This is a genomic window from Beijerinckia sp. 28-YEA-48, from assembly GCF_900104955.1.
GTDB lineage: Bacteria > Pseudomonadota > Alphaproteobacteria > Rhizobiales > Beijerinckiaceae > Terripilifer.
The window spans coordinates 1,732,391-1,751,663 of record NZ_FNSI01000001.1 but is presented as its reverse complement, the minus strand read 5'-3'; the positions used below and the strand labels follow the sequence as shown (position 1 = coordinate 1,751,663).

19 protein-coding genes are annotated in these 19,273 nt (G+C 61.8%); 12 read left to right on the top strand and 7 right to left on the bottom strand.

Annotated elements, in window-relative coordinates; genetic code table 11:
* Positions 1–3: 3 nt before the first annotated feature.
* A complete protein-coding gene (locus BLW50_RS08260) occupies positions 4–627 on the bottom strand; it encodes a winged helix DNA-binding protein (protein WP_090700178.1) in 624 nt (207 codons plus the stop codon).
* 124 nt (positions 628–751) lie between these two features.
* On the opposite strand from BLW50_RS08260, the gene BLW50_RS08255 reads away from it, so the two are divergent.
* The 4 genes from BLW50_RS08255 to BLW50_RS08240 all read left to right on the top strand — a co-directional run bounded on the left by BLW50_RS08255 (position 752) and on the right by BLW50_RS08240 (position 5,462).
* Positions 752–1,870 (top strand): LLM class flavin-dependent oxidoreductase, encoded by a 1,119-nt coding sequence (locus BLW50_RS08255; RefSeq protein ID WP_090700174.1) that lies wholly within the window; start codon positions 752–754, stop codon positions 1,868–1,870.
* 100 nt (positions 1,871–1,970) lie between these two features.
* Positions 1,971–2,879: an MBL fold metallo-hydrolase gene (locus BLW50_RS08250; RefSeq protein ID WP_090700170.1), complete on the top strand. Its 909-nt coding sequence runs from the start codon at positions 1,971–1,973 to the stop codon at positions 2,877–2,879.
* Between the two features lie 123 nt (positions 2,880–3,002).
* A complete protein-coding gene (gene zwf, locus BLW50_RS08245) occupies positions 3,003–4,478 on the top strand; it encodes a glucose-6-phosphate dehydrogenase (protein ID WP_090708874.1) in 1,476 nt (491 codons plus the stop codon).
* Between the two features lie 150 nt (positions 4,479–4,628).
* Complete coding sequence (locus BLW50_RS08240) at positions 4,629–5,462, top strand: hypothetical protein (RefSeq protein ID WP_244544174.1); 834 nt, start codon at positions 4,629–4,631, stop codon at positions 5,460–5,462.
* An 11-nt stretch (positions 5,463–5,473) separates the two neighbouring features.
* Here BLW50_RS08240 and cytX read toward each other — a convergent pair whose 3' ends face one another.
* Positions 5,474–6,772, bottom strand: coding sequence for a putative hydroxymethylpyrimidine transporter CytX (gene cytX / locus BLW50_RS08235; protein WP_090700167.1), 1,299 nt, complete (start codon positions 6,770–6,772; stop codon positions 5,474–5,476).
* A gap of 195 nt (positions 6,773–6,967) precedes the next feature.
* Here cytX and BLW50_RS08230 point away from each other — a divergent pair, with 195 nt between their 5' ends.
* Positions 6,968–8,875: a potassium transporter Kup gene (locus BLW50_RS08230; RefSeq protein ID WP_090700164.1), complete on the top strand. Its 1,908-nt coding sequence runs from the start codon at positions 6,968–6,970 to the stop codon at positions 8,873–8,875.
* A gap of 15 nt (positions 8,876–8,890) precedes the next feature.
* Here the strand turns inward: BLW50_RS08230 and BLW50_RS08225 are convergent, their stop codons facing one another.
* Together BLW50_RS08225 and BLW50_RS08220 are read right to left on the bottom strand one after the other, a co-directional pair.
* Positions 8,891–9,673, bottom strand: a complete 783-nt coding sequence (locus BLW50_RS08225; protein ID WP_090700162.1) for an alpha/beta fold hydrolase — start codon at positions 9,671–9,673, stop codon at positions 8,891–8,893.
* Positions 9,670–10,947: an LLM class flavin-dependent oxidoreductase gene (locus BLW50_RS08220; protein WP_090700160.1), complete on the bottom strand. Its 1,278-nt coding sequence runs from the start codon at positions 10,945–10,947 to the stop codon at positions 9,670–9,672. Before BLW50_RS08220 ends, BLW50_RS08225 begins: the two co-directional genes overlap by 4 nt.
* A gap of 352 nt (positions 10,948–11,299) precedes the next feature.
* Here BLW50_RS08220 and BLW50_RS08215 point away from each other — a divergent pair, with 352 nt between their 5' ends.
* Positions 11,300–11,824 carry a hypothetical protein gene (locus BLW50_RS08215; protein ID WP_090700156.1) on the top strand — a complete coding sequence of 175 codons (525 nt, stop codon included), beginning with the start codon at positions 11,300–11,302 and terminating at the stop codon, positions 11,822–11,824.
* 45 nt (positions 11,825–11,869) lie between these two features.
* Here the strand turns inward: BLW50_RS08215 and BLW50_RS08210 are convergent, their stop codons facing one another.
* Entirely contained in the window at positions 11,870–12,781 is a 912-nt protein-coding gene (locus tag BLW50_RS08210) for a LysR family transcriptional regulator (RefSeq protein WP_090700152.1), read from the bottom strand.
* Between the two features lie 135 nt (positions 12,782–12,916).
* On the opposite strand from BLW50_RS08210, the gene BLW50_RS08205 reads away from it, so the two are divergent.
* The 3 genes from BLW50_RS08205 (at position 12,917) to BLW50_RS08195 (ending at position 15,059) form a co-directional block, all read left to right on the top strand.
* Complete coding sequence (locus tag BLW50_RS08205; protein WP_090700149.1) at positions 12,917–13,693, top strand: maleate cis-trans isomerase family protein; 777 nt, start codon at positions 12,917–12,919, stop codon at positions 13,691–13,693.
* Between the two features lie 81 nt (positions 13,694–13,774).
* Entirely contained in the window at positions 13,775–14,068 is a 294-nt protein-coding gene (locus BLW50_RS08200; RefSeq protein WP_090700145.1) for an Rdx family protein, read from the top strand.
* 10 nt (positions 14,069–14,078) lie between these two features.
* The gene (locus tag BLW50_RS08195) at positions 14,079–15,059 is read left to right on the top strand and encodes a zinc-binding alcohol dehydrogenase family protein (RefSeq protein WP_244544173.1); all 981 of its coding nucleotides are present in this window, start codon (positions 14,079–14,081) and stop codon (positions 15,057–15,059) included.
* Between the two features lie 179 nt (positions 15,060–15,238).
* Here BLW50_RS08195 and BLW50_RS08190 read toward each other — a convergent pair whose 3' ends face one another.
* A complete protein-coding gene (locus tag BLW50_RS08190; protein WP_090700143.1) occupies positions 15,239–15,847 on the bottom strand; it encodes a TetR/AcrR family transcriptional regulator in 609 nt (202 codons plus the stop codon).
* Positions 15,848–16,192: 345 nt separating this feature from the next.
* Between BLW50_RS08190 and BLW50_RS08185 the strand changes: the two genes are divergently transcribed.
* Complete coding sequence (locus BLW50_RS08185) at positions 16,193–17,167, top strand: alpha/beta hydrolase (protein WP_170850054.1); 975 nt, start codon at positions 16,193–16,195, stop codon at positions 17,165–17,167.
* 95 nt (positions 17,168–17,262) lie between these two features.
* Here BLW50_RS08185 and BLW50_RS08180 read toward each other — a convergent pair whose 3' ends face one another.
* Positions 17,263–18,210 carry an ABC transporter substrate-binding protein gene (locus BLW50_RS08180; RefSeq protein ID WP_170850053.1) on the bottom strand — a complete coding sequence of 316 codons (948 nt, stop codon included), beginning with the start codon at positions 18,208–18,210 and terminating at the stop codon, positions 17,263–17,265.
* Between the two features lie 222 nt (positions 18,211–18,432).
* Between BLW50_RS08180 and BLW50_RS08175 the strand changes: the two genes are divergently transcribed.
* The gene (locus BLW50_RS08175) at positions 18,433–18,855 is read left to right on the top strand and encodes a YeeE/YedE family protein (protein WP_090700135.1); all 423 of its coding nucleotides are present in this window, start codon (positions 18,433–18,435) and stop codon (positions 18,853–18,855) included.
* A complete protein-coding gene (locus BLW50_RS08170) occupies positions 18,852–19,271 on the top strand; it encodes a DUF6691 family protein (RefSeq protein ID WP_090700131.1) in 420 nt (139 codons plus the stop codon). Before BLW50_RS08175 ends, BLW50_RS08170 begins: the two co-directional genes overlap by 4 nt.
* Positions 19,272–19,273 lie beyond the last annotated feature (2 nt).

The following is a 19,273-nucleotide window of genomic DNA, read 5'->3' as shown; positions in this document are numbered from 1 at the left end:
GCGCTAGCTGCGTTTCGTCTTCGCGATCGGCTTTTGCCGATAGGTGCGATGGGTGGCGGCGGTGCGCGCGGACTGTTCATAGATCCCCGTCATCAGGTCGAAGGTCTGCGCCGCCGCGCGCAGACGTTTGCTGAGATCAGGCACGCGCGACACCGCTTCGATCAAGAGATCGGCGCGCACATTGGCATAGTCATCTGTGGTCTTGCGGCCATGCGCGGTCACTTCATAGGTGACGCCCGAACGGCCACTGCCGTTGCGCACCACCAGCCCGGCCTTGATGAGCTTGCGCAAGCTGTATTGGATGTTGGGAATATCGTCGCGATTGGCGAGATGACAGAGATCGCGCACGCTCTTGGGGCGATCGTTCATGCGGATCATATGGAGCAGGGCGTTTTCAGGCCCGCTGCCGGCGAACTCCGAGACGGCTGCCAGGCATTCCGCCTGCCAATGGCCGAAGCCCTCGAAGCAGCGGATCAAGGCATATTCCATCTCCGCCACATCCATTTCCTGTTTGGTGCGGGCAAGGTGCCAGGAACGATCCAGAAGTGAGCGGTCAAGCGACGGCGAACGACGATCTTCGGCCGGGGCGCGGTGGGGCGGGGTGCGACCAGATGGGGTGCGACTCATGGATGTCTCCTGACGCTCAAAGATACAGCAGTCGCCGTCCTTGCCTATGAATAGAGTTTATAATAGATTTTCTATCTTAAAATTCGAATGAACGGCGTCGGTCATTTTCCTGGAGGGGAATGCAATGGCATCTCAGAATCGCATGTTCGATGAAAAGCAGTTCCTGCTCGGCACGTTCGCCTCGAATTGTTCCGGTGGCATGTCGGTCACCAAAGTGCCGGAACGCTGGCAAAATTCCTGGGACAACAATCTCAAATTGGCGAAGCTTCTCGATGCGGCGGGCATCGATTTCATGCTGCCCATCGCCCGCTGGGTCGGTTATGGCGGCGAGACCAATTTCCACGGCAATGTCTTGGAGACGATCACCTGGGCGGCGGCGCTGCTCGCCCATACGCGCGATATCACCGTCTTCGCCACCACCCATACGGCAGCCAATCATCCCGTCGTCGTCGCCAAACAGTTGGCGACCATCGATCAGATCAGCAACGGCCGCATCGGCCTCAATGTGGTCGCTGGCTGGAACAAGCCTGAATATGAAGCGCTGGGCTTAAAACTGCCCGACGATCACGAGACCCGCTACGGCTATGCGCAGGAATGGCTCGATATTGTCCAGGCGCTGTGGAGCCGCGCCGAGGCCTTCGATTGGAACGGCAAGTTCTTTCAATTGAAGAATGTGCTGGGCGATCCGCGTCCCGGATCAACCGTGCCGATCATCAATGCGGCGGGCTCCGAGCAGGGCCGGGGCTTTGCCGTGCGCAACGCCAATTTCCTGTTCACGCCCGCCATTGATTTGGCACGTTCGACCGAGGAGATTGGTGCGCTCAAGCAGCAGGCGCGCGAGGCCGGCCGCGCTGTGGATGTGCTGACCTTCAGCCATGTGGTCTGCCGTCCCACGGAGAAGGAGGCCCAGGCCTATCTCGAACATTTCGGCAAGGCGAATGCCGATTGGGCCGCCGTCGACAATCTCGTCAACCTGCAATTCGCCCATGCCCAATCCTTCCCGCATGATCTTCTAGCCTTGATCCGCGATCGCATGGCGGCGGGCCATGGCGGCTTTCCGCTCACCGGCACGCCGGAGCAGGTGGCCGACGGCATCACCGCGCTGCATGCGGCGGCCTTTCGCGGCACCACTCTGTCCTTTGTCGATTATGTCGAGGAATTCCCTTATTTTCGCGACAATGTGCTGCCGCTGCTGGAAGAACGCGGCGTGCGCATGGCGCCGCAGGCGGTCGCCGCCGAGTGATCGCCTCTGAGTGACCGGTTTCGGGCTTATAAATCTATTAATTGCCGGTCGTCGTCCGATCTTGCTAACGATTGGGTTCGAGTCTTTGAAGGAGCGAACCATGTCGACAGATCACGGCGCCGGCGTCTCACCGGTCTGGCAATTCGGCGACACGTCGCTGACGCGCGTTATCGAATCCGAAGTGCCGCTGCTGTCGCCCTTCGAACTCCTGCCGGACTGTACACAGGCCCATCTCGACGAAAACCTCGATTGGCTGGCGCCGCATTTTTATGATCCCGGCGTGCAATTGCTGGCGATCACCATTCAGAGCTTTCTGATCCGCAGCGGCGGCAAGATCATTCTGGTCGATTCCTGTGGCGGCAATCACAAGCATCGCGCGCGGCCGTTCTTCAACCAGCGCGAATGGGGCTGGCTCGACACGCTGCGCACCGCCGGCGTCGCGCCGGAAGATGTGGACATCGTCATGTGCTCGCATTTGCATGTCGATCATGTCGGCTGGAACACCAGGCTCGAGAACGGCAAATGGGTGCCGACATTCCCCAATGCCCGCTATCTCGTCTCGCAGCGCGAATGGGACTATTGGCGTTCGGAAGCGGGGCGGGCGAGCCTTCCCCGCACCGGTGACTTCATCACCGACAGCGTGCTGCCGATCGTCGAAATCGGCCAGGCCGAACTGATCGACGACAGGGTGGGATTTTCGGAAGATATCTCAATCGAGCCGCTGCACGGCCACACACCCGGCCATTTTGGCGTTCATCTGTGCGGTGGCGGGCACGAGGCGATCCTGTCGGGCGACATGATGCATACGCCGCTGCAATTGCGCTATCCGCACTGGAGTACGCGCTTCTGCGTCGACCAGGCGCTGGCGCGGGAAACGCGGCTGCGCTTTCTTGCCGATCATGCCGACACGGACCGGCTGATCTTCCCCGCCCATTTCCCGACACCGACCGGCGGCTACATCCGCCGCGTCGGCGATCACTACCGCTTCGAATTCGCCGATCCGGCTTGAGACGCGCGGCTCAAGGCTGAAAGCCGCGGCAGATTCGAGTGAAGATCGCTTCGATTTTTCACATTGAAACGTTTTTCCGTATTGAGCGTTCAATTCAAGGGGCGAAGCAAGATTGGATTGTTGATGCCGCAACAGACGACTTCGCCCATCAGCGATGGCCTCGTGTATTTCGGCGCAGGTGGCGATCTGGCGTTGAGGATGCTGTTCCCCTCGCTCGCCTATCTGGAGATGAACGGACTGCTTCCGACCGACCTGCCGGTGATCGGGGTGTCGCGAACGGTGATGGACGACAACGCTTTTCGGCGGTTGGTACGCGAGGCGTTGGAGGACCGAGCGCCGGAAGCAGTGGCAAGCGGAGCCGCCGATCAGCTTTTGGCGCGCACCCACTACCTGCCAGTGGACGCTACCAAACCGGCGGATATACAGCGCCTGGGTCGGAAGATGGCCGAACTCGGCATCCAGCGTCCGCTGTACTATCTCTCGGTGTCTCCCAGCCTGTACTGCGTCATATGCCAAGGCCTGCTGGCCGCAGGGCTGACGGGCGATCATGCGCGTGTGGCGATGGAAAAACCCATCGGCAAGGATCTGGCGAGTTCGCGCATTATCAATGACACGGTCGCTTCGGCTTTCAACGAAGACCGCGTGTTCCGCATCGATCACTATCTCGGCAAGGAGACAGTGCAGAACCTGATCGCCTTGAGGTTCGCCAACACGCTGTTCGAGCCCTTGTGGAACAATCTCACCATCGATCACGTGCAGATCACCATCGCCGAGACGCAGGGCGTTGGCGAGCGCTGGCCCTATTACGACGAATACGGGGCCATGGGCGACATGGTGCAGAACCACATGATGCAGCTTCTCTGCCTGGTCGCCATGGAGCCGCCTTCGGATCTGCGGCCGGACTCGGTGCGCAACGAGAAAGTCAAAGTGCTGCGTTCCTTAAGGCGCATTACCCGCGCCGACGTGCAGGGCTCTGTCGTGCGCGGCCAATACGGTTCGGGGATGGCCGGGGGCAAGGGGGTCCCAGGCTATGCCGAGGAAAAAGGCAGCTCCAGCGAGACCGAAACCTTTGTCGCCATCCAAGCTCACATCGACAACTGGCGCTGGGCTGGCGTGCCGTTCTTCCTGCGCACGGGCAAGCGCTTGCCCGACCGCGACACGGAGATTTTCATTCAGTTCAAGCCGGTGCCGCACTCCATCTTCTCGGACCAAAGCCGCCAGGACCTGGCGCCCAACAATCTGCTGATCCGCCTGCAACCGGAGGAGGACATCGTTCTTCGGTTGATGAACCAGGCGCCTGGGTTGTCCTTGGAGGAAATGCGGCTGGAGAGCTTGCCATTGAGCCTCAGCCTGAAGAAGGCGCACGCCTCGCGCCGCCGCATCGCCTACGAGCGGCTGTTGCTGGACGCCTTGCATGGCAACTCGACGCTCTTCGTGCGTCGAGACGAGATCGAAGAGGCCTGGGAATGGGTCGACGGGGTCAACGACGCCTGGCGTCGCCTGGGCCTGGCGCCTAAACCCTATCCGGCCGGCTCATGGGGACCGGCCGGCGCGTTCGCTCTGATCGAACGCACCGGGCGGGCCTGGCATGATGATTGAGGCCAAGCCTCGGCTTCAGTCGAATGGCGATCCAAATTTAGATTGATTCTAATTTATGACTTAACTAATTTATTTTGAAGGAGCTTCAATTCTTGGTGGGCGATGGTCTTTTCCCTGCGATTTGTCAGTAACCGTATTGCGGCGAGTTTCATGGGTGCGGCGGTTTTAGCCGGGCCCGCATGCGCCACCGATGAAATTCAAGTCTACAACGCCGAAATTGCTGAGCCGGGACAGCTCACGATCCAGCAGCATGCCAATTTCGTTCGCTTCGGCGGGAAGACGCCGGCTCTTCCGGGCGCGCTCGTCTCCAATGGCAGTGTCAACGGCACGCCAGAATTGGCTTATGGCGTCAACGACTGGTGGGAGCTCGGCTTCTACATGCCGTTCTCCATCCAAGACAAACAATATTGGTCGGATGGCTTCAAGCTACGCACGCTGTTCGTGTCGCCCCATGCCGAACAAAGAAACTTTTTCTACGGGATCAATTTCGAATTCAGCAATTCGACGCCGCGCTTTTCGCAAACCCAGACCGGCCTGGAAGTCCGGCCGATCATAGGCGTGCGAAATGCCGACTATGAATTCATCGTCAACCCGATCGTCGACATTGGCTTCGGCAAACATGGCGAGGCCGATTTCGCACCGGCGGCACGGCTGGCGCGAAATCTCGACAAGGATCTTCTTGTCGGGGTCGAATATTACGGGGACCTCGGCCGCATAGGACATTTCGATAAGTTGTCTCAGCAGCAACACACACTGTTTGCGGTCGCTGATTTCAAGGTCGGCAAATTCGACGTTGATGTTGGTGTCGGCTGGGGGCTGACCAAAGCATCGGATCATCTGGTGTTTAAATTGATTCTTGGCTACGCCTTTCCCGTGCCCGGCCAGAACCAGTCAGCTACACCTGTGCCGGCGAGTTTCGGACCAGCCACCACGACAGCCCCGTCGCAACGGCGAGGCTTTCAGTTTTCCAGGCTGATGCCCTGAGGCTCCCGGCTTCAGCTGCTCCTCGGCCGGAGCGCCATCAGCAGTAGATAGACGCCGCCACCGACGACGAAGGCCGGCAGGGTGGCGCCGATGGCCGCCTGAGTGTTTGCCAAAAGCTGGTAGCAGGCGATGCCGGCCGCCCAGGCGATCAGGCCACGCAGATGCCAGCCGGCCGAAAACCAATAGCTGCCGCCAGGGCCAGTGATGGAAGCCGCATCGATCTGCCGTCCACGCACCAGGAAATGGTCGGCAAACAGCACACCGAACAGCGGCGCGAAGACCGAACCGATCAGCAGCAGGAAATGCTCGTAGCGCGCCAGCGGCACCAGCAGGGCGATGAGGGTGCAGAGCACGCCATAGCCGACGGCGAGCGGCGCCACGCCAAAGCCGGTCAGCGTGCTGGTCGAGACCGCGCCGGAGAAGATGTCGGCGAAGGCATTGTCGGTCTCGTCGACCAGGATCAGCAGCAGGGCGATGCCGCCGCCAGTCGCCGCCAGCGCCGTGATCAGCATGGTGTCGCCGCCGCCGGAGGCCAGTGCATAAGCAGCGCCGAGGCCCAAAAACCAAATATTCGCCAAGAGATAGCCAAAGAAGCTGCCACGGAACATCGAGCCAGGCGAGCGCCCAAAGCGGCTGTAGTCGGCGATCAAAGGCAGCCACGACAGCGGCATGGCCATGACCAGGTCTATGCCGCCGGCAAAGGTCATCTCACCATTGCCGGCTTTGGCGAAGAGCGCCGGCAGATCGTAATTGGCCATCAACCGCCAGGTCAGCCAGGCGGCGCCAGCCAGCAGCAGCGCCAGGCCCCAGTTGCGCAGGAAGCGGCGCACGAAGGAGAGCGGGCCGAGCAGGGCCAGCGCCGTTGCCGCCGCGCCGAACACCAAGGTCCAGAGGAGCGCATTGGAAAAGCCGAAGGTCTGGCGGGTCAGCGCATCGGCGGCATCGCGCATGGCGATGATCTCGAAGGCGCCCCAGCCGGCGAGCTGGATGGCATTGAGCACGGCGGCAATGGAGGCGCCGCGCACGCCCAAGGTTGGGCGCAGATTGGCCATGGCGGAAAGGCCCGTATCGGCGCCGATGACGCTCGCGGTGGCCAGCAGCAACACGCCGAGCAGGGAGCCGATGACAATGGCCGCAAAAGCCGCGCCGAGGCTCAGGCCCGGCACCAGCAGCGCGCCCGCCTGCAGCACCAGAAGGCCGATGCCGAGGCTGAACCACAGGGCGAAGGCGTCGCGGGCCGTGAACGCCCGGCGGGCGGCGGGCGCTGGGATCAGCGGGGCATAGGTGTCATTGGCTTCAAAAGCGGACATGGCCGAGCGGCTCCCTGGCGATTCTAGAAACGGTTTTGTGACGCCGTGTCAGGCTGTCGAAGAACTGTCAATGCTTGAGCCTAGAACTTAGGGCGCTTCTAGACTGCCCTTGGCAATGCGCGGTGCGGCGGGCAGAGTGGTGAAGTCGCGCTCACCAGAATCGGCGCGATACGAGACTTTCGAGGGGAGTCGGTTATGACCGCTACGCCAGCAACCGGTCCCGCAAGCTCCCAAGCCCTGCCATTGGTGGCCACGCTCGGCGCCCTCGGCGTCGTTTACGGCGATATCGGCACCAGCCCCCTCTATGCCTTCAAGGAGGCGGCGCGGGCGGCGAGCCACGGCGGCCCGGTCGTCCCGGCTGCGGTGCTCGGCGTCGTGTCCCTGATCTTCTGGGCGCTGATCATCATCATTTCACTGAAATACGCGGTGCTGATTCTGCGGGCCGACAACCGGGGGGAAGGCGGCATCGTCGCCATGCTCGCCTTGCTGTCGGCGCGCAATGCCCAGCCCAGAACCTGGCGCGCGCACCTTCTGGTCGTCGGCCTTATCGGCGCGGCGCTACTGTATGGCGATGGCGCGATCACGCCGGCGATCTCCGTCCTCAGCGCCGTCGAAGGCCTGAAGGTGGACGCGCCGTCGCTCGCCCCGCTCGTGGTCCCGATCACCATCGTCGTGCTGGTGGGGCTCTTCCTCGTGCAGAGGATGGGCACGGGCTTCATCGGCTCCATTTTCGGGCCGGTCATGCTCGGCTGGTTCGTCATCATCGGCTTGCTCGGCATTCACGGCATCGTTCAATCGCCCGGCGTGCTGGTCGCTCTCAGCCCGTTCTATGCCATCGATTTTCTGATCCACCAGAATTTCCATATCAGCTTCGCCATCCTCGGCGCGGCCTTCCTGGCGGTGACGGGCGGCGAGGCCATGTATGCCGACATGGGCCATTTTGGTCGGGTGCCGATCCGGCTCGCCTGGTTTTTCATCGCTCTGCCGGCGCTAGTGTTGAACTATTTCGGGCAGGCGGCGGTGCTGCTCATCGATGCCAGTGCGATCGACAATCCCTTTTATCAACTGGCGCCCGACTGGTTTCACTATCCGCTGGTGGCGCTGGCCACGGTCGCCACCGTGATCGCCTCCCAGGCGATCATCTCCGGTGTCTTTTCTCTGACGCAGCAGGCGATCCAACTCGGCTTCCTGCCGCGCATGCAGATCAACCACACCACGAGCCACGCCATCGGCCAGATCTACATTCCGTTGGTGAATTGGCTGCTGGCGGCCGCGACCCTTGGGGCCGTGATCGGCTTCGGCTCGTCCGACGCTCTGGCTGGCGCCTATGGCATCGCCGTCTCACTGCTGATGGCCATCACCACGCTGCTCGCCGCTCTGGTTGCCATTCAATGGGGCTATCCGATCGTGCTGGTCGTCGCAGTCAATGGCTTCTTTCTCATGGTCGACATCATTTTCTTCGCCGCCAATGTGGCCAAACTGTTCGAGGGCGGTTGGTTTCCGCTGTTGCTGGCGGTCATCGTCGCCTTTCTCATGCTGACCTGGCGCAGCGGCGTCGGCTTGGTGGAAAAAGCCCGAACCCGGTTGCGGCAGCCCGAGGAAGACCTGATCGAAACCGCCGTCGACAAATGCACGGCGCGAGTGGCCGGCACGGCGGTCTTCCTTGCCGCGGCCCCCAGAGGCGTGCCGCTGGCGCTCACTCAATTCGTCAAGCACAATCACTGTCTGCACCAACGCGTTGTGATCGTCACCGTGGTAATTGCAGAAGTGCCGCGTATGCCGCCCACGGAACGCGTCGAGGTGATCGAGCTTGCCCCGGGCATCACCCGCGTCATCCTGCATTATGGCTTCATGCAGCATCCGACGATCTACAAGGGACTGACGCTCGCCTGCCAGCAAGGCAAGCTCAAGGACATCGATCTGAAGGACCTGACCTATTACATCGGCCGCGAGACCATTATTCCACGCGAGCATGTGGCGGGCATGTGGGTGTGGCGCGAGAACTTATTCGCCTTCATGCAGCGCAACGCCGAGCGCACGGCGGCTTTCTTCGACGTGCCGACAAACCAGGTCGTGGAGTTCGGCACGGAGATCGAGATTTAGGCGGATCGCTATCCGTCAGCTCGCCAGAAAACCATCGATTGTCCTGGCCGCAGCCTTAGGCTCGTCGAACTCGAGAATGTGCCCGGCTTTGCGGACGATTTTCACCTTGGTGCCAGGGCCGATGCCTTCGGCGAAACGCCGGGCATAGGACAGCGGAATCACCCGGTCGTTATGGCCCCACAGGATCAAGGTGGGCGCCGTGACGCGCGCCAGCCGCTTTGACAGGCGCGTGTCGCCGAGTGGCCAGATCAATCCTGCGGCGGCGATATGGGCGCGCAGGGCCTGCACCTCCCATTCGCCCGTATCGCCTTCCTTTGGCACGGAGAGATAGCCGGCATAATCGGACGGCCGTTCCGAAAGCAGCGCCGTGGTCTGGCCCGGTCGCTGGGCGAAGACATCGGCGATCGGCGCCTCGGTATCGAACAGGCCGAAGGGCGCGATGAGGACGAGCTTGCGCACAGACTTTGGCCACAGCGCGGCGACTTCGGCCGCCAGCGCGCCGCCGACCGAAGCGCCGATGAGATCGGCGCCGTCGAGACCGGCCGCCACCAGCGCGTCATGCGCCGCCAGCACCCAGTCGAGCTGGTTGTCGAGGGGCTCCGACGATGGCCCGCCGGGATAGCCGGGTAGGGACGGCACGATGACGCGATGGGTCTCCGCCAGCTTATCGAGGAAGGGGCTCCATTTCGGCAGGCCGTTGAGGCCAGCGAGATAGCCCAGCTTCTTGCCGCGTCCCTTTTCCCAAACCCGCGTCGGGCCAGCTGGGGTTTCGACGAAACGCTCTTTATAGTCTTTCATTGCGCCGCTACCCCTGTGAAAGTCTGGCTCGGTTGAACGGCGTTCTTGGATAAATTTTTGGGCCCGTTTTTGGGCATGCCCGTCGGCCACCAGTGATCCTCCCACTCCTTCTCGTAAAGATGCCGGATTTGCGGCAGCACCTTGGTTGCGAACAGGTCAGTGTTATATTTGGTCAGTTCGCGGCTCATATTGCCGAAGTGCAGCAAGAGCAGGAGATGGCCGACATGCATCTCCGTGCACACGCTGAGCAGCTTCTCCGCCACTTCGTCGGGGCTGCCGATGATCACATGGCCTTCCTCGAAGAATTTCGCGCCGCCGCCGGAACGTGTCGCCTTGCGTGACTCTTCGGCGGCGCGCAGCACCTGCGAGGTGATGCGGGCGCGCACCGTCGCCTCGCTCGTATAGCCTGGTGGATTGGCAAAGGCTGGATCGGTATGCAGGCAGCGATTGTAAAAATAGTTTGCCGGCTCGTGATAAAGTTTTTCCGCCTCGGCGCGGGTTTCAGCGATGCCGACGAATTGCAGAAAGCCCGCTTGGAACGGATTGGGCTCTTTGCCGAGCCGCTTCATCTCGCCCCAGAATCCTTTCACATGGGCCATGCTGGCTTGATGGCCGAAGTAGGACAGGTTGGCGTAAACGAAGCTGCGCTCGGCGCACATCTGCCAGGTCTCGACCGAGCCACCACCAGGGATCCACACCGGCGGCTGCTTCTGCACCGGGCGTGGCCAGCAATTGACATAGCGTTGCTGCGTGTAACGTCCGTTGAAGGCGAAGGGCTTGTCCGCCTTCCAGGCCTTCAAGATGAGATCGATGCCTTCGTAATAGCGATCGCGCAGCTTCGCCGGATTTTGCCCATAAGCGTAGCAGGTATCCATCGGTGTGCCGACCGGAAAGCCTGCGATCAGCCGGCCGCCCGAGATGCAATCGAGCATCGCCATCTCTTCGGCAACACGCGTTGGCGGATTATAGAGCGCCACCGAATTGCCCAGCACGCACAGTGCCGCATCGCGCGTGTTGCGCGCGAGCGATGCCGCGATGAGATTGGGTGAAGGCATCATGCCATAGGCGTTGGAATGATGTTCGTTGACGCAGATGCCATCGAATCCGGCCTTGGCCGCATATTCGAGCTGATCCATATATTCGTGATAGTGCTCGTGGCCGCGCAGCGGATCGAACAGGCCGGGGTCGATATCGACCCACACCGAATTGTGCTTCTCTTTGAAATCCTCCGGCAGGTCCTGATACGGCATCAGGTGAAACCAAAGCACCTTCATCGCGTCCTCCCGTATGCAGTTATTTGCGCCGATGATGCCGCACGAGTGTCACGCTGGCAATTAAGTATTTGAGCTGGCGGGATAAGTTTGCGCCGAGCGCGGTTTGGGTGGGACGCAGGTTGGGCGCGGTGTGGGACTTGATGAATCGGCCGGAACTTTTCGCCGTTGTTTCAGCCTCTTTCTCGCCGAATTTTTTCGACGATCGGCGAACCTATTGATGTCCTGCGCGTTCTCGTCTGCGTGAAATCGCAGTCGGACCGTGAATCGTGACGGCGTGATGACGAGATCGATGGCTGGTTGGCATCGATATTTAAAACGAAGGATTTGGGTATTTTAAGATAAAGGATTTGGCATGATCGGTTGGATTATTGGCAAGTTGAAATGGCTTTTGATTGTCGCGGCGATTGGCGGTCCGATCTCAGCCTATATCGGCTGGGCGGACGTGGACCGGGTCAATCAGGTGGTAGCCAAAGGCGTGGAGACCGAGGCGCTGATCACCGGCGCGACGCGCAAGAAGGGTCGCAAGAGCGGCACCAGCTATTACGTCGACCTCGCCTGGAAGGACAGCAAGGGCGAGATGCAACGGGCCAGCGATATTCATATGTCGGGCGCTATGGCGCGCAAGCTGATCCGCGATGACAAGATCGTCGTTGACAGCGTGCGCATCAAACATCTGGCTGATCTGCCGGGCAAGGAGGGCGTGGTTCTCGTCGACGATGCGTCCGAGGAGCTCGATCTCGATCGCTTCATGATGTACGGCGGCGCCATCGCCAGCGTGATCGGCATGATCAGCTGTGCGTTTATGTTCGGTCTGTTCGGCCGCCGCAAGAGCCGCTACGCGGAGGCCGCGACCGGCAGTGGGCAGGGGAGGGCCTGACAGCAATTGTCTGATTGAGAAGGCGGCGGGTCGGTCTCGCCGCCTTTATTGCATCCGCGCTTCGGCCATGCGCACGAAAGCCTCGGCCGGGCGCGACAATGTTTTGCGCTCGCGCATGGCGAGTAGGAGATCGCGCTGCGTCTTCATGCCGGTGAGGCGATGGGCATGCAGGCCCATGGCGGCGAGATGCGGCGTGGCGCCGGCGCGCGGCAAGATAGCGATGCCGATGCCCGCTGCCACCATGCGACACATGGCGTCGAAACTACGCACCTGGATGCGCAGCCGCAGTTCGCCGCCGATGGCGTCGGCCGCCGCTGAAATCTGCCGCATGAGCGAGGTGGAGCGGCCAAGGCCGACGATGTCGTGACGCAGCACATCGGCGAGCGGTACAGTAGATTTTCTGGTGAAGCCGCGCTCCTTGCGCGCCACGACGATCAATTCGTCCCGATCGCAGACGAAGGTTTCCAGTCCGTCACACGGCGTGTTGGCGCCAATGACAGCAAGCTCCGCTGCGCCGCGCGTCACCGCCCGTGCCGCATCCTCGCTGAGTGCATCCTCGAGATCGATCATCACGGCGGGATGCGCCGCCGTATAATCGGCCAGTAGGGCCGGCAGAAAACCGGCGAAGGCAGAGGTATTGGCCCAAAGCCGCAAATGCCCCTTGGCGCCACGGCGGAAATCGTCCATCGCCACTGCCAGCTGTTCCACATCGGCGACGAGGGTGATGGCGTGGCGCAGCAAGGTCTGCCCGGCATCTGTGGCGGTGACGCCGCTCTTGCTGCGCGTCAACAGCGGCGTGCCGACGCGCGCTTCAAGCTCCAGCATGCGCTTGCTCGCCGCCGCCAGACTGATGGCGAAACGCTCAGCCCCCAGCGTCAGGCTGCCCTCGGCGGCCACGGCGACGAACAGGCGCAGGGAGGTGAGATCGAAACGATTGAGGCCTGTGGGTTCGCTCATCTGGGATTTCTTTTGGGATTCCTGGCCTCGATACTCAACCGGATGTTGAGGATGTGTCAACGACATCGCCAGTGATCGACGCCTGCTGTTGCGCTACCACGCGCCTGACGTACCGCATCGCCCCAGGAGGTTGTCATGAGCCGCGTCTATCGCATCGGCCAGATCGTGCCGAGTTCCAACACGACCATGGAAACCGAAATTCCCGCCATGTTGCGCGCCCGGGAAGGCATCGCGCCGGAGCGTTTCACGTTCCATTCGAGCCGCATGCGCATGAAGAGCGTCACCAAGGACGAGCTGGCGAAGATGGACGCGGATTCCGACCGCTGCGCGCTCGAACTTTCCGACGCCCGTGTCGATGTGCTGGGCTATGCCTGCCTGGTCGCCATCATGAGCATGGGGAGGGGGTATCATCGGGTGTCGGAAGCACGGCTGCATCAGCGCACGGTCGAGAACGGCGCGCCGGCGCCTGTCGTCACCAGCGCTGGCGCTTTGGTCGATGGCCTGAAAGTCATCGGCGCCAAGAAGGTTTCGATCCTCGCGCCCTATATGAAACCGCTGACCAAGCTGGTGATCGACTATATCGAGAACGAGGGTATCGAGGTGGTCGATAGCCTGTCGCTTGAAGTGCATGACAATCTCGCTGTCGGCGCGCTCGATCCGCTCGGGCCTTCGCAGCTGTGGAAGAAGCTCAATCTCGCCAATGTCGATGCCATCGTCGCCTCGGCCTGCGTGCAGATGCCCTCGCTTGCCTCGGTGCCGCTGATCGAAGCGACCAGCGGTCTGCCGGTCGTTTCCAGCGCCGTCTGCACCAGCTATCAGATGCTGAGCCGGCTCGGCCTGCACACGCAGGTTCCCAATGCCGGCGCTTTGCTCTCGGGGCGGTTCGATCAAGCGGATGTGCGCAGCGCCTGAGGGTAGGGCGGCTCGACCTGCTGTTCGCCTCGGTCTAGGATCGGGGCGGCGAAACATTCGCCGCCCGTTCGCCGAGGCAACATGACTCCACCGCGCATCGTCATCATCTACTGCACCCAATGCCAATGGTTGCTGCGCGCCGGCTGGATGGCGCAGGAACTGCTCTCGACCTTTGGCGCCGATCTCGGTGAAGTGGCGCTGGTGCCGGCGACCGGCGGCCGTTTCGAAATCCGGTTCAACGACGAAATCATCTGGGAGCGCAAGGCCGATGGCGGCTTTCCTGACGCCAAAGCCCTGAAACAACGGGTGCGCGATCGTCTCGATCCCGGCCGCGACCTGGGTCATATCGATTGCAGTCGGAGCGGCGAAAGCTGAGGGTGAGATCATGCCTGACACGATGAAAGCCGCCGTCATCCATCAGGCGGGCGGACCGGAAGCCATTCAGATCGAACGCCGCCCACGGCCGGTGCCTAAGTCGGGACAAGTTCTCATTCAGGTGAAGGCGTTCGGCATCAACCGGTCGGAACTCTTTACCCGTCGCGGCCAATCCCCCGGTGTCGCCTTTCCACGCATTTTGGGGATCGAGGCGGCGGGCGTTGTCGCGCAAGCGCCGGATGGCGATTTCGCGACAGGCGACATCGTGATGACCGCGATGGGCGGCATGGGCCGGCAATACGACGGCGGCTATGCCGAATATGTCTGCGTGCCTTCAGGGCAGGTGCAGAAGCTCGAGACCTCTTTGCCCTGGGATGTGCTCGGCGCCATGCCGGAAATGCTGCAGACCGCCTGGGGCTCGCTGTTCAAGGCTTTGCAGCTGAAAGCCGGCGAGCGGCTGCTGGTGCGTGGCGGCACCACCTCGATCGGTCTGGCGGCTGCCGCCATCGCCAAGAACCAGGGCGCCTTTGTCATCGCGACGACCCGTAATGCAGCGCGTGAAGACCTGCTTCTCGATAACGGCGCCGACCAGGTGGTGATCGATGGCGGCGAGATCGCCGCTGGCGTGCGGGCGATCCATGCTGAGGGCGTCGACAAAGTGCTGGAACTGATCGGCGTCACCACGCTGAAGGATTCCCTGCGCTGTACGCGCCAGCAAGGCCTCGTCTGCATGACCGGCATTGTTGGCAATCAATGGAGCTTCGAGCAGTTCAGCCCGATGGAGGCCATTCCCTCGGCCGTCGGTCTCACCGTCTATTCCGGCGGTGTGGCGGAATTCATGGAGACGCCCTTGCAGGCGCTGGCCGACGACATCGCCGCCGGAACGCTGCGCCTGAATATCGGCCGGGTGTTTCCTCTTGAAGACATCGTCGAGGCCCACCGCCTCATGGACGCCAATACGGCGAGCGGAAAGATCGTGGTGCTGACCTAGCCGGGCATTGAAGAACCTCGGTGTCATCCCCGACGCGCCGCAGGCGCGGGAGGGGATCCAGGAGCGTGTGGTAAAGCGCTACGTGATTGCCGCGCATCACCTTGCGTGCCTTGCGCCGGACAGCAATCTACCGCTCGCCCCTGGATCCCCGCTCAGCCGCGGGGATGACACCAAGGTTTTCACCCCTCCCGCAGCCCCCTCACCATCATCGCCACCACCGGCTCGATGTCCCTTTCCCGGTCGAGCGTGTCGGTGACCAGGTGATACCAGGAGAAGGCGGTGAGGAGGTCGGTGGCGACGGTGGGGTCGAAATCCGTGTCCAGCTCGCCGCGCGCCTTGGCTCGTTCGAAGACGGAGAGGGGATAGCTGCGCCGTTGCGGCAGCAGCCGGTCCTTCAGCAACGCCAGCGCCGCCCCGTCGTGCTGGGCCTCGGCGATCAGGCTGCGCAGCGCCGCGCCGCAGGAGGTGATGCGCCAGAAGCGCCACAGGTTGCGGGTGAGCCAGACGAGTTCATCAGCGAGCGAACCGAGGTCCGGTGTCGTCAGCAGCGCCTCGCTCTCCTGGTCATAGATCTCGATGATCAGCCCGGGCTTGCCCTGCCACCATTTGTAGATCGTCGGTTTTGACGCGCCGGCGCGCTTCGCCACGGCATCGAGCGTGAAGCCGCCATAGCCTTCCGCCGTCAGGATTTCGCGCGCCGCCTCAAGGATGGCGCGGCGCGTCTCCGGGCTGCGCAGCGGGCCGATCGATTTCCGTGGTTTTGGCTTTTTCAAAGCGATTTCAATCAACTCATCTATAGAAACCAGGAGTATCTATAAAGGATAAATACCATCCGTATCTATAATGCAAGATGTTGAAATTGCAATGATCGGGCGGGCCAGGGCCGCAGCTTGTCCCCCGAAACGTCGTCGGCATGGGAGAGCGAGCCCGGTTATGTTCCATGCTCTGGGCCGTGCACGCCATCGCTTCCACGCGGCATGGCTAATGGATGGTTAGGAAGGGGCGCCGCACCCGTGCCGGGTAGGCCGCCGTCGAATAGGCCGGGGGAAAATTTGGCCTCGGGTCCAAATCGGCTTGCTGGGTCTAAACCGCGCCCATAGCCTGTCGCCAACAACAAGATGGAGGCTGGGGCAATGCGCTTTCCGAAAATTTTGATGACCTTACCGTTGGCTTTGGGCCTGTTGATGCCCGCTGCCGCCAGTGCCCAGATGTCGGCCATGCCGCAGGCCCTGCAGGATCGGTTGGCCGAGATCGGTCCGCGCTGGGGGAGTGATATCCTGGGCAATGTCGCCATCACGACGGAGCTCTATACGCCGCTGTTGCGCGCCGCGCCGCATGCCGGCGTCGATGTCAGCCGCGATCTTTCCTATGGGCCGGACCCACGCAATAAACTCGACATTTTCAAACCGCGAAAACTGCACGGCGGTGCGCCGGTGGTGGTGTTCCTGCACGGCGGCGCCTATGTGCGCGGTGACCGCAGCATCAACGGCGAGATTTACGGCAATGTTCCGCTCTACTTCGCGCGGAACGGCATGGTCGGTATCAACGCCACCTATCGCCTGGCGCCGGCAGCCAAATGGCCGGCGGCGGCGCTGGACGTGAAAAGTCTTGTCGAATGGGTGCAAAAGAACATCGCTCAATATGGCGGTGATCCGAACAAGATCTATCTCATCGGCCATTCGGCCGGCGCCACCCATATCGCCACTTATCTGTTCAATAAGGATATCCGTCTCGAGAAACCGGCCATTGCCGGCGCCGTACTGATGAGCGGGCGCTACCTGTTCGATCCCAATCCGAAGGATCCGAACTTGGCCAATTTCCAGGCCTATTTCGGCACCGATACCGCACGTTATTCGATCATGTCGCCGATCACCCACGTCAAGGACGCGCCGGCCGTTCCGCTCTATCTGGTGATCGCCGAATACGACAACCCCGATCTTGATACGCAGGGCGCGTTGCTTCTGGCGGAATTCTGCAAACGCGACCGCGCCTGTCCGCGCTTTACCCGCATGGAGCGCCACAATCATCTTTCGATGGTCTATCAGTTCAACAGCAAGGACGAGCTGATGGGCCGGGAGATTCTCGATTTCATGAAACGCGGCAAATAGGCAGGATCAAGCTGCCGAGATGCGGCCGCTGGAAGGGTCGGGGACGATGACGGCCCCCGACAAGCGCTGACCAAGCCTGCGCTGAATAAGCCTGCTTACTTTGGTCCCGGCTCGACGATGTCGATCAGTCCGGCCAAGTCCTTTGTCGTCGCTGACGGGCCCAGATATTTGAAGGCGATGGCGTCACGCACGGTTTGGTCCAGACCCTTGACCTGCTGCGTCTGCGTGGCCGCCTGCGGATAGAATTCCAGCGCCTTTTTGGCGACCTCGGTGGAGATTTTGTTCTCCTTGGCGAAATACTCCAGGCCTTTCGGGTCCGTGTAGGCCCACGCGATCGTCGCGTTGTAGACCTTCATGAACCGTTGCATCGCATCGCGCTTGGTCTTCAACACCGGTTCCATCGCCACATTGACGCGCACGGTCTGGTTGGCGAGGTCCGGCAGATCGGATCCGCGCGCGACGATGACCAGCTTGTTGTCTAGCACGTCCTGCAACGCCAATGGCGGCACCGACCAGCCGATGTCGATCTGCTTGGTGTTGACCTGCACATAGGTTCCCGGCGCGCCGCCCGTCGGGGTCGGTTTGGCGGTGACGCCAGCCAGCTTCAACAGGCCGAGGATCATCAGATTGGTGGAGGAGCCGTTCGAAGAGAAGGCGACCGTTTTGCCCTCTGCGTCCTTCAAGCTCTTGATGCCGCTATCGGCGCGCGCATACCAGAAGGCGTCGCTCCCGCCCGTGAATTCGGCTGCGATGACGCGTAGCGGCGCGCCTTTCGCATAGCGGCCGACCACCCCCAGCAGCCCGTTCGACATGGCGATATCAACGCTGCCGGACATAACCGCATCAAGGGTCGTCGCACCGCCTTCCGTGTAGAAGGTCTGGATTTCGAGGTTCTCCTTTTTGAAGAAACCCTGTTCGATCGCCATGTCGACGAACGAACTATCCCAGAACCCACGTTGCGAGACGGCGACACGCAAGGGCTCGGCTTGGGCCGTGGCGGCGGCAAAGGCGAGCGTGCCGATCATGGCAAACCGTAGAAACATGTATCCTCCCATAGCGTTTTGCAGTTTGACTTCGTTAGACGCGCAAAGACGCGTCAAAACGAAGACCCTGGCGCTGGCTTCATTCTGGCCAGCATCGAACCCTTCGAGCCTAGAGCAAATTAGGTTTCGATAGAAACGCAATTTTGCCCAGGATCTTGTTTGGGGACCTTTGTTTTGGCACGTCTTTGTGGCTTGATGACACGGAGAGGGACAGGAAAAATCATGGCCATGCAATTTCTCTCCGCCTTTATAGGCGGCTGCCTGATCGGCTTGGCGGCTACGGTGCTGCTGATTGGCAACGGCCGCGTCGCCGGTGTCAGCGGTATTTTGGGCGGACTGCTGGCGCGCGATAACGCGCGCGTGCTGGTCAATGTCAGCTTCGTCGTCGGCTTGTTGTTGGGGCCTGTCGTCTACATGCTGGCGGCGGGCACCTGGCCGGCGGTGAGCGTCACGGCTTCATTGCCGCTACTGATCGTCGGCGGGCTATTGGTCGGTTTCGGCACGCGGCTCGGCTCGGGCTGCACCAGCGGCCATGGCGTCGTCGGCCTGGCGCGCCTGTCACCACGTTCCATCGCGGCGGTGATTACCTTTATGATCGCGGCGGTCGCAACCGTCTTCCTCATGCGCGTGGTGGGGCTGTCATGATGGCGCGCCTCGTCATTGGCCTCGTCGCGGGCGTTCTCTTTGGCTTCGGCCTGGCGCTGTCGGGCATGCTCGATCCAGCGCGGGTGCGTGGCTTCCTCGATGTGACGGGGGATTGGAACCCGAGTCTGGCGTTCGTCCTGGCCGGCGCGGTCATCGTCGCGGCGCTCGGCCAGGCCTGGGCCCGCCGGCGCGCGACCCCCTTCTTCGATAAACAGTTCGGCTGGCCGCCGACACGCCCCGTCACCACACGGCTCATCGTCGGTTCGGCGCTGTTTGGCATCGGCTGGGGCCTTGTCGGTCTCTGTCCAGGGCCAGCCATTGCCGGCCTCAGCCTGGGCCTCGCACCCATCGCCATCTTCGCTGCCGCCATGCTCGTCGGCATGCTGCTCTTCACCATGCTACCGACGCGCGCGTAGTG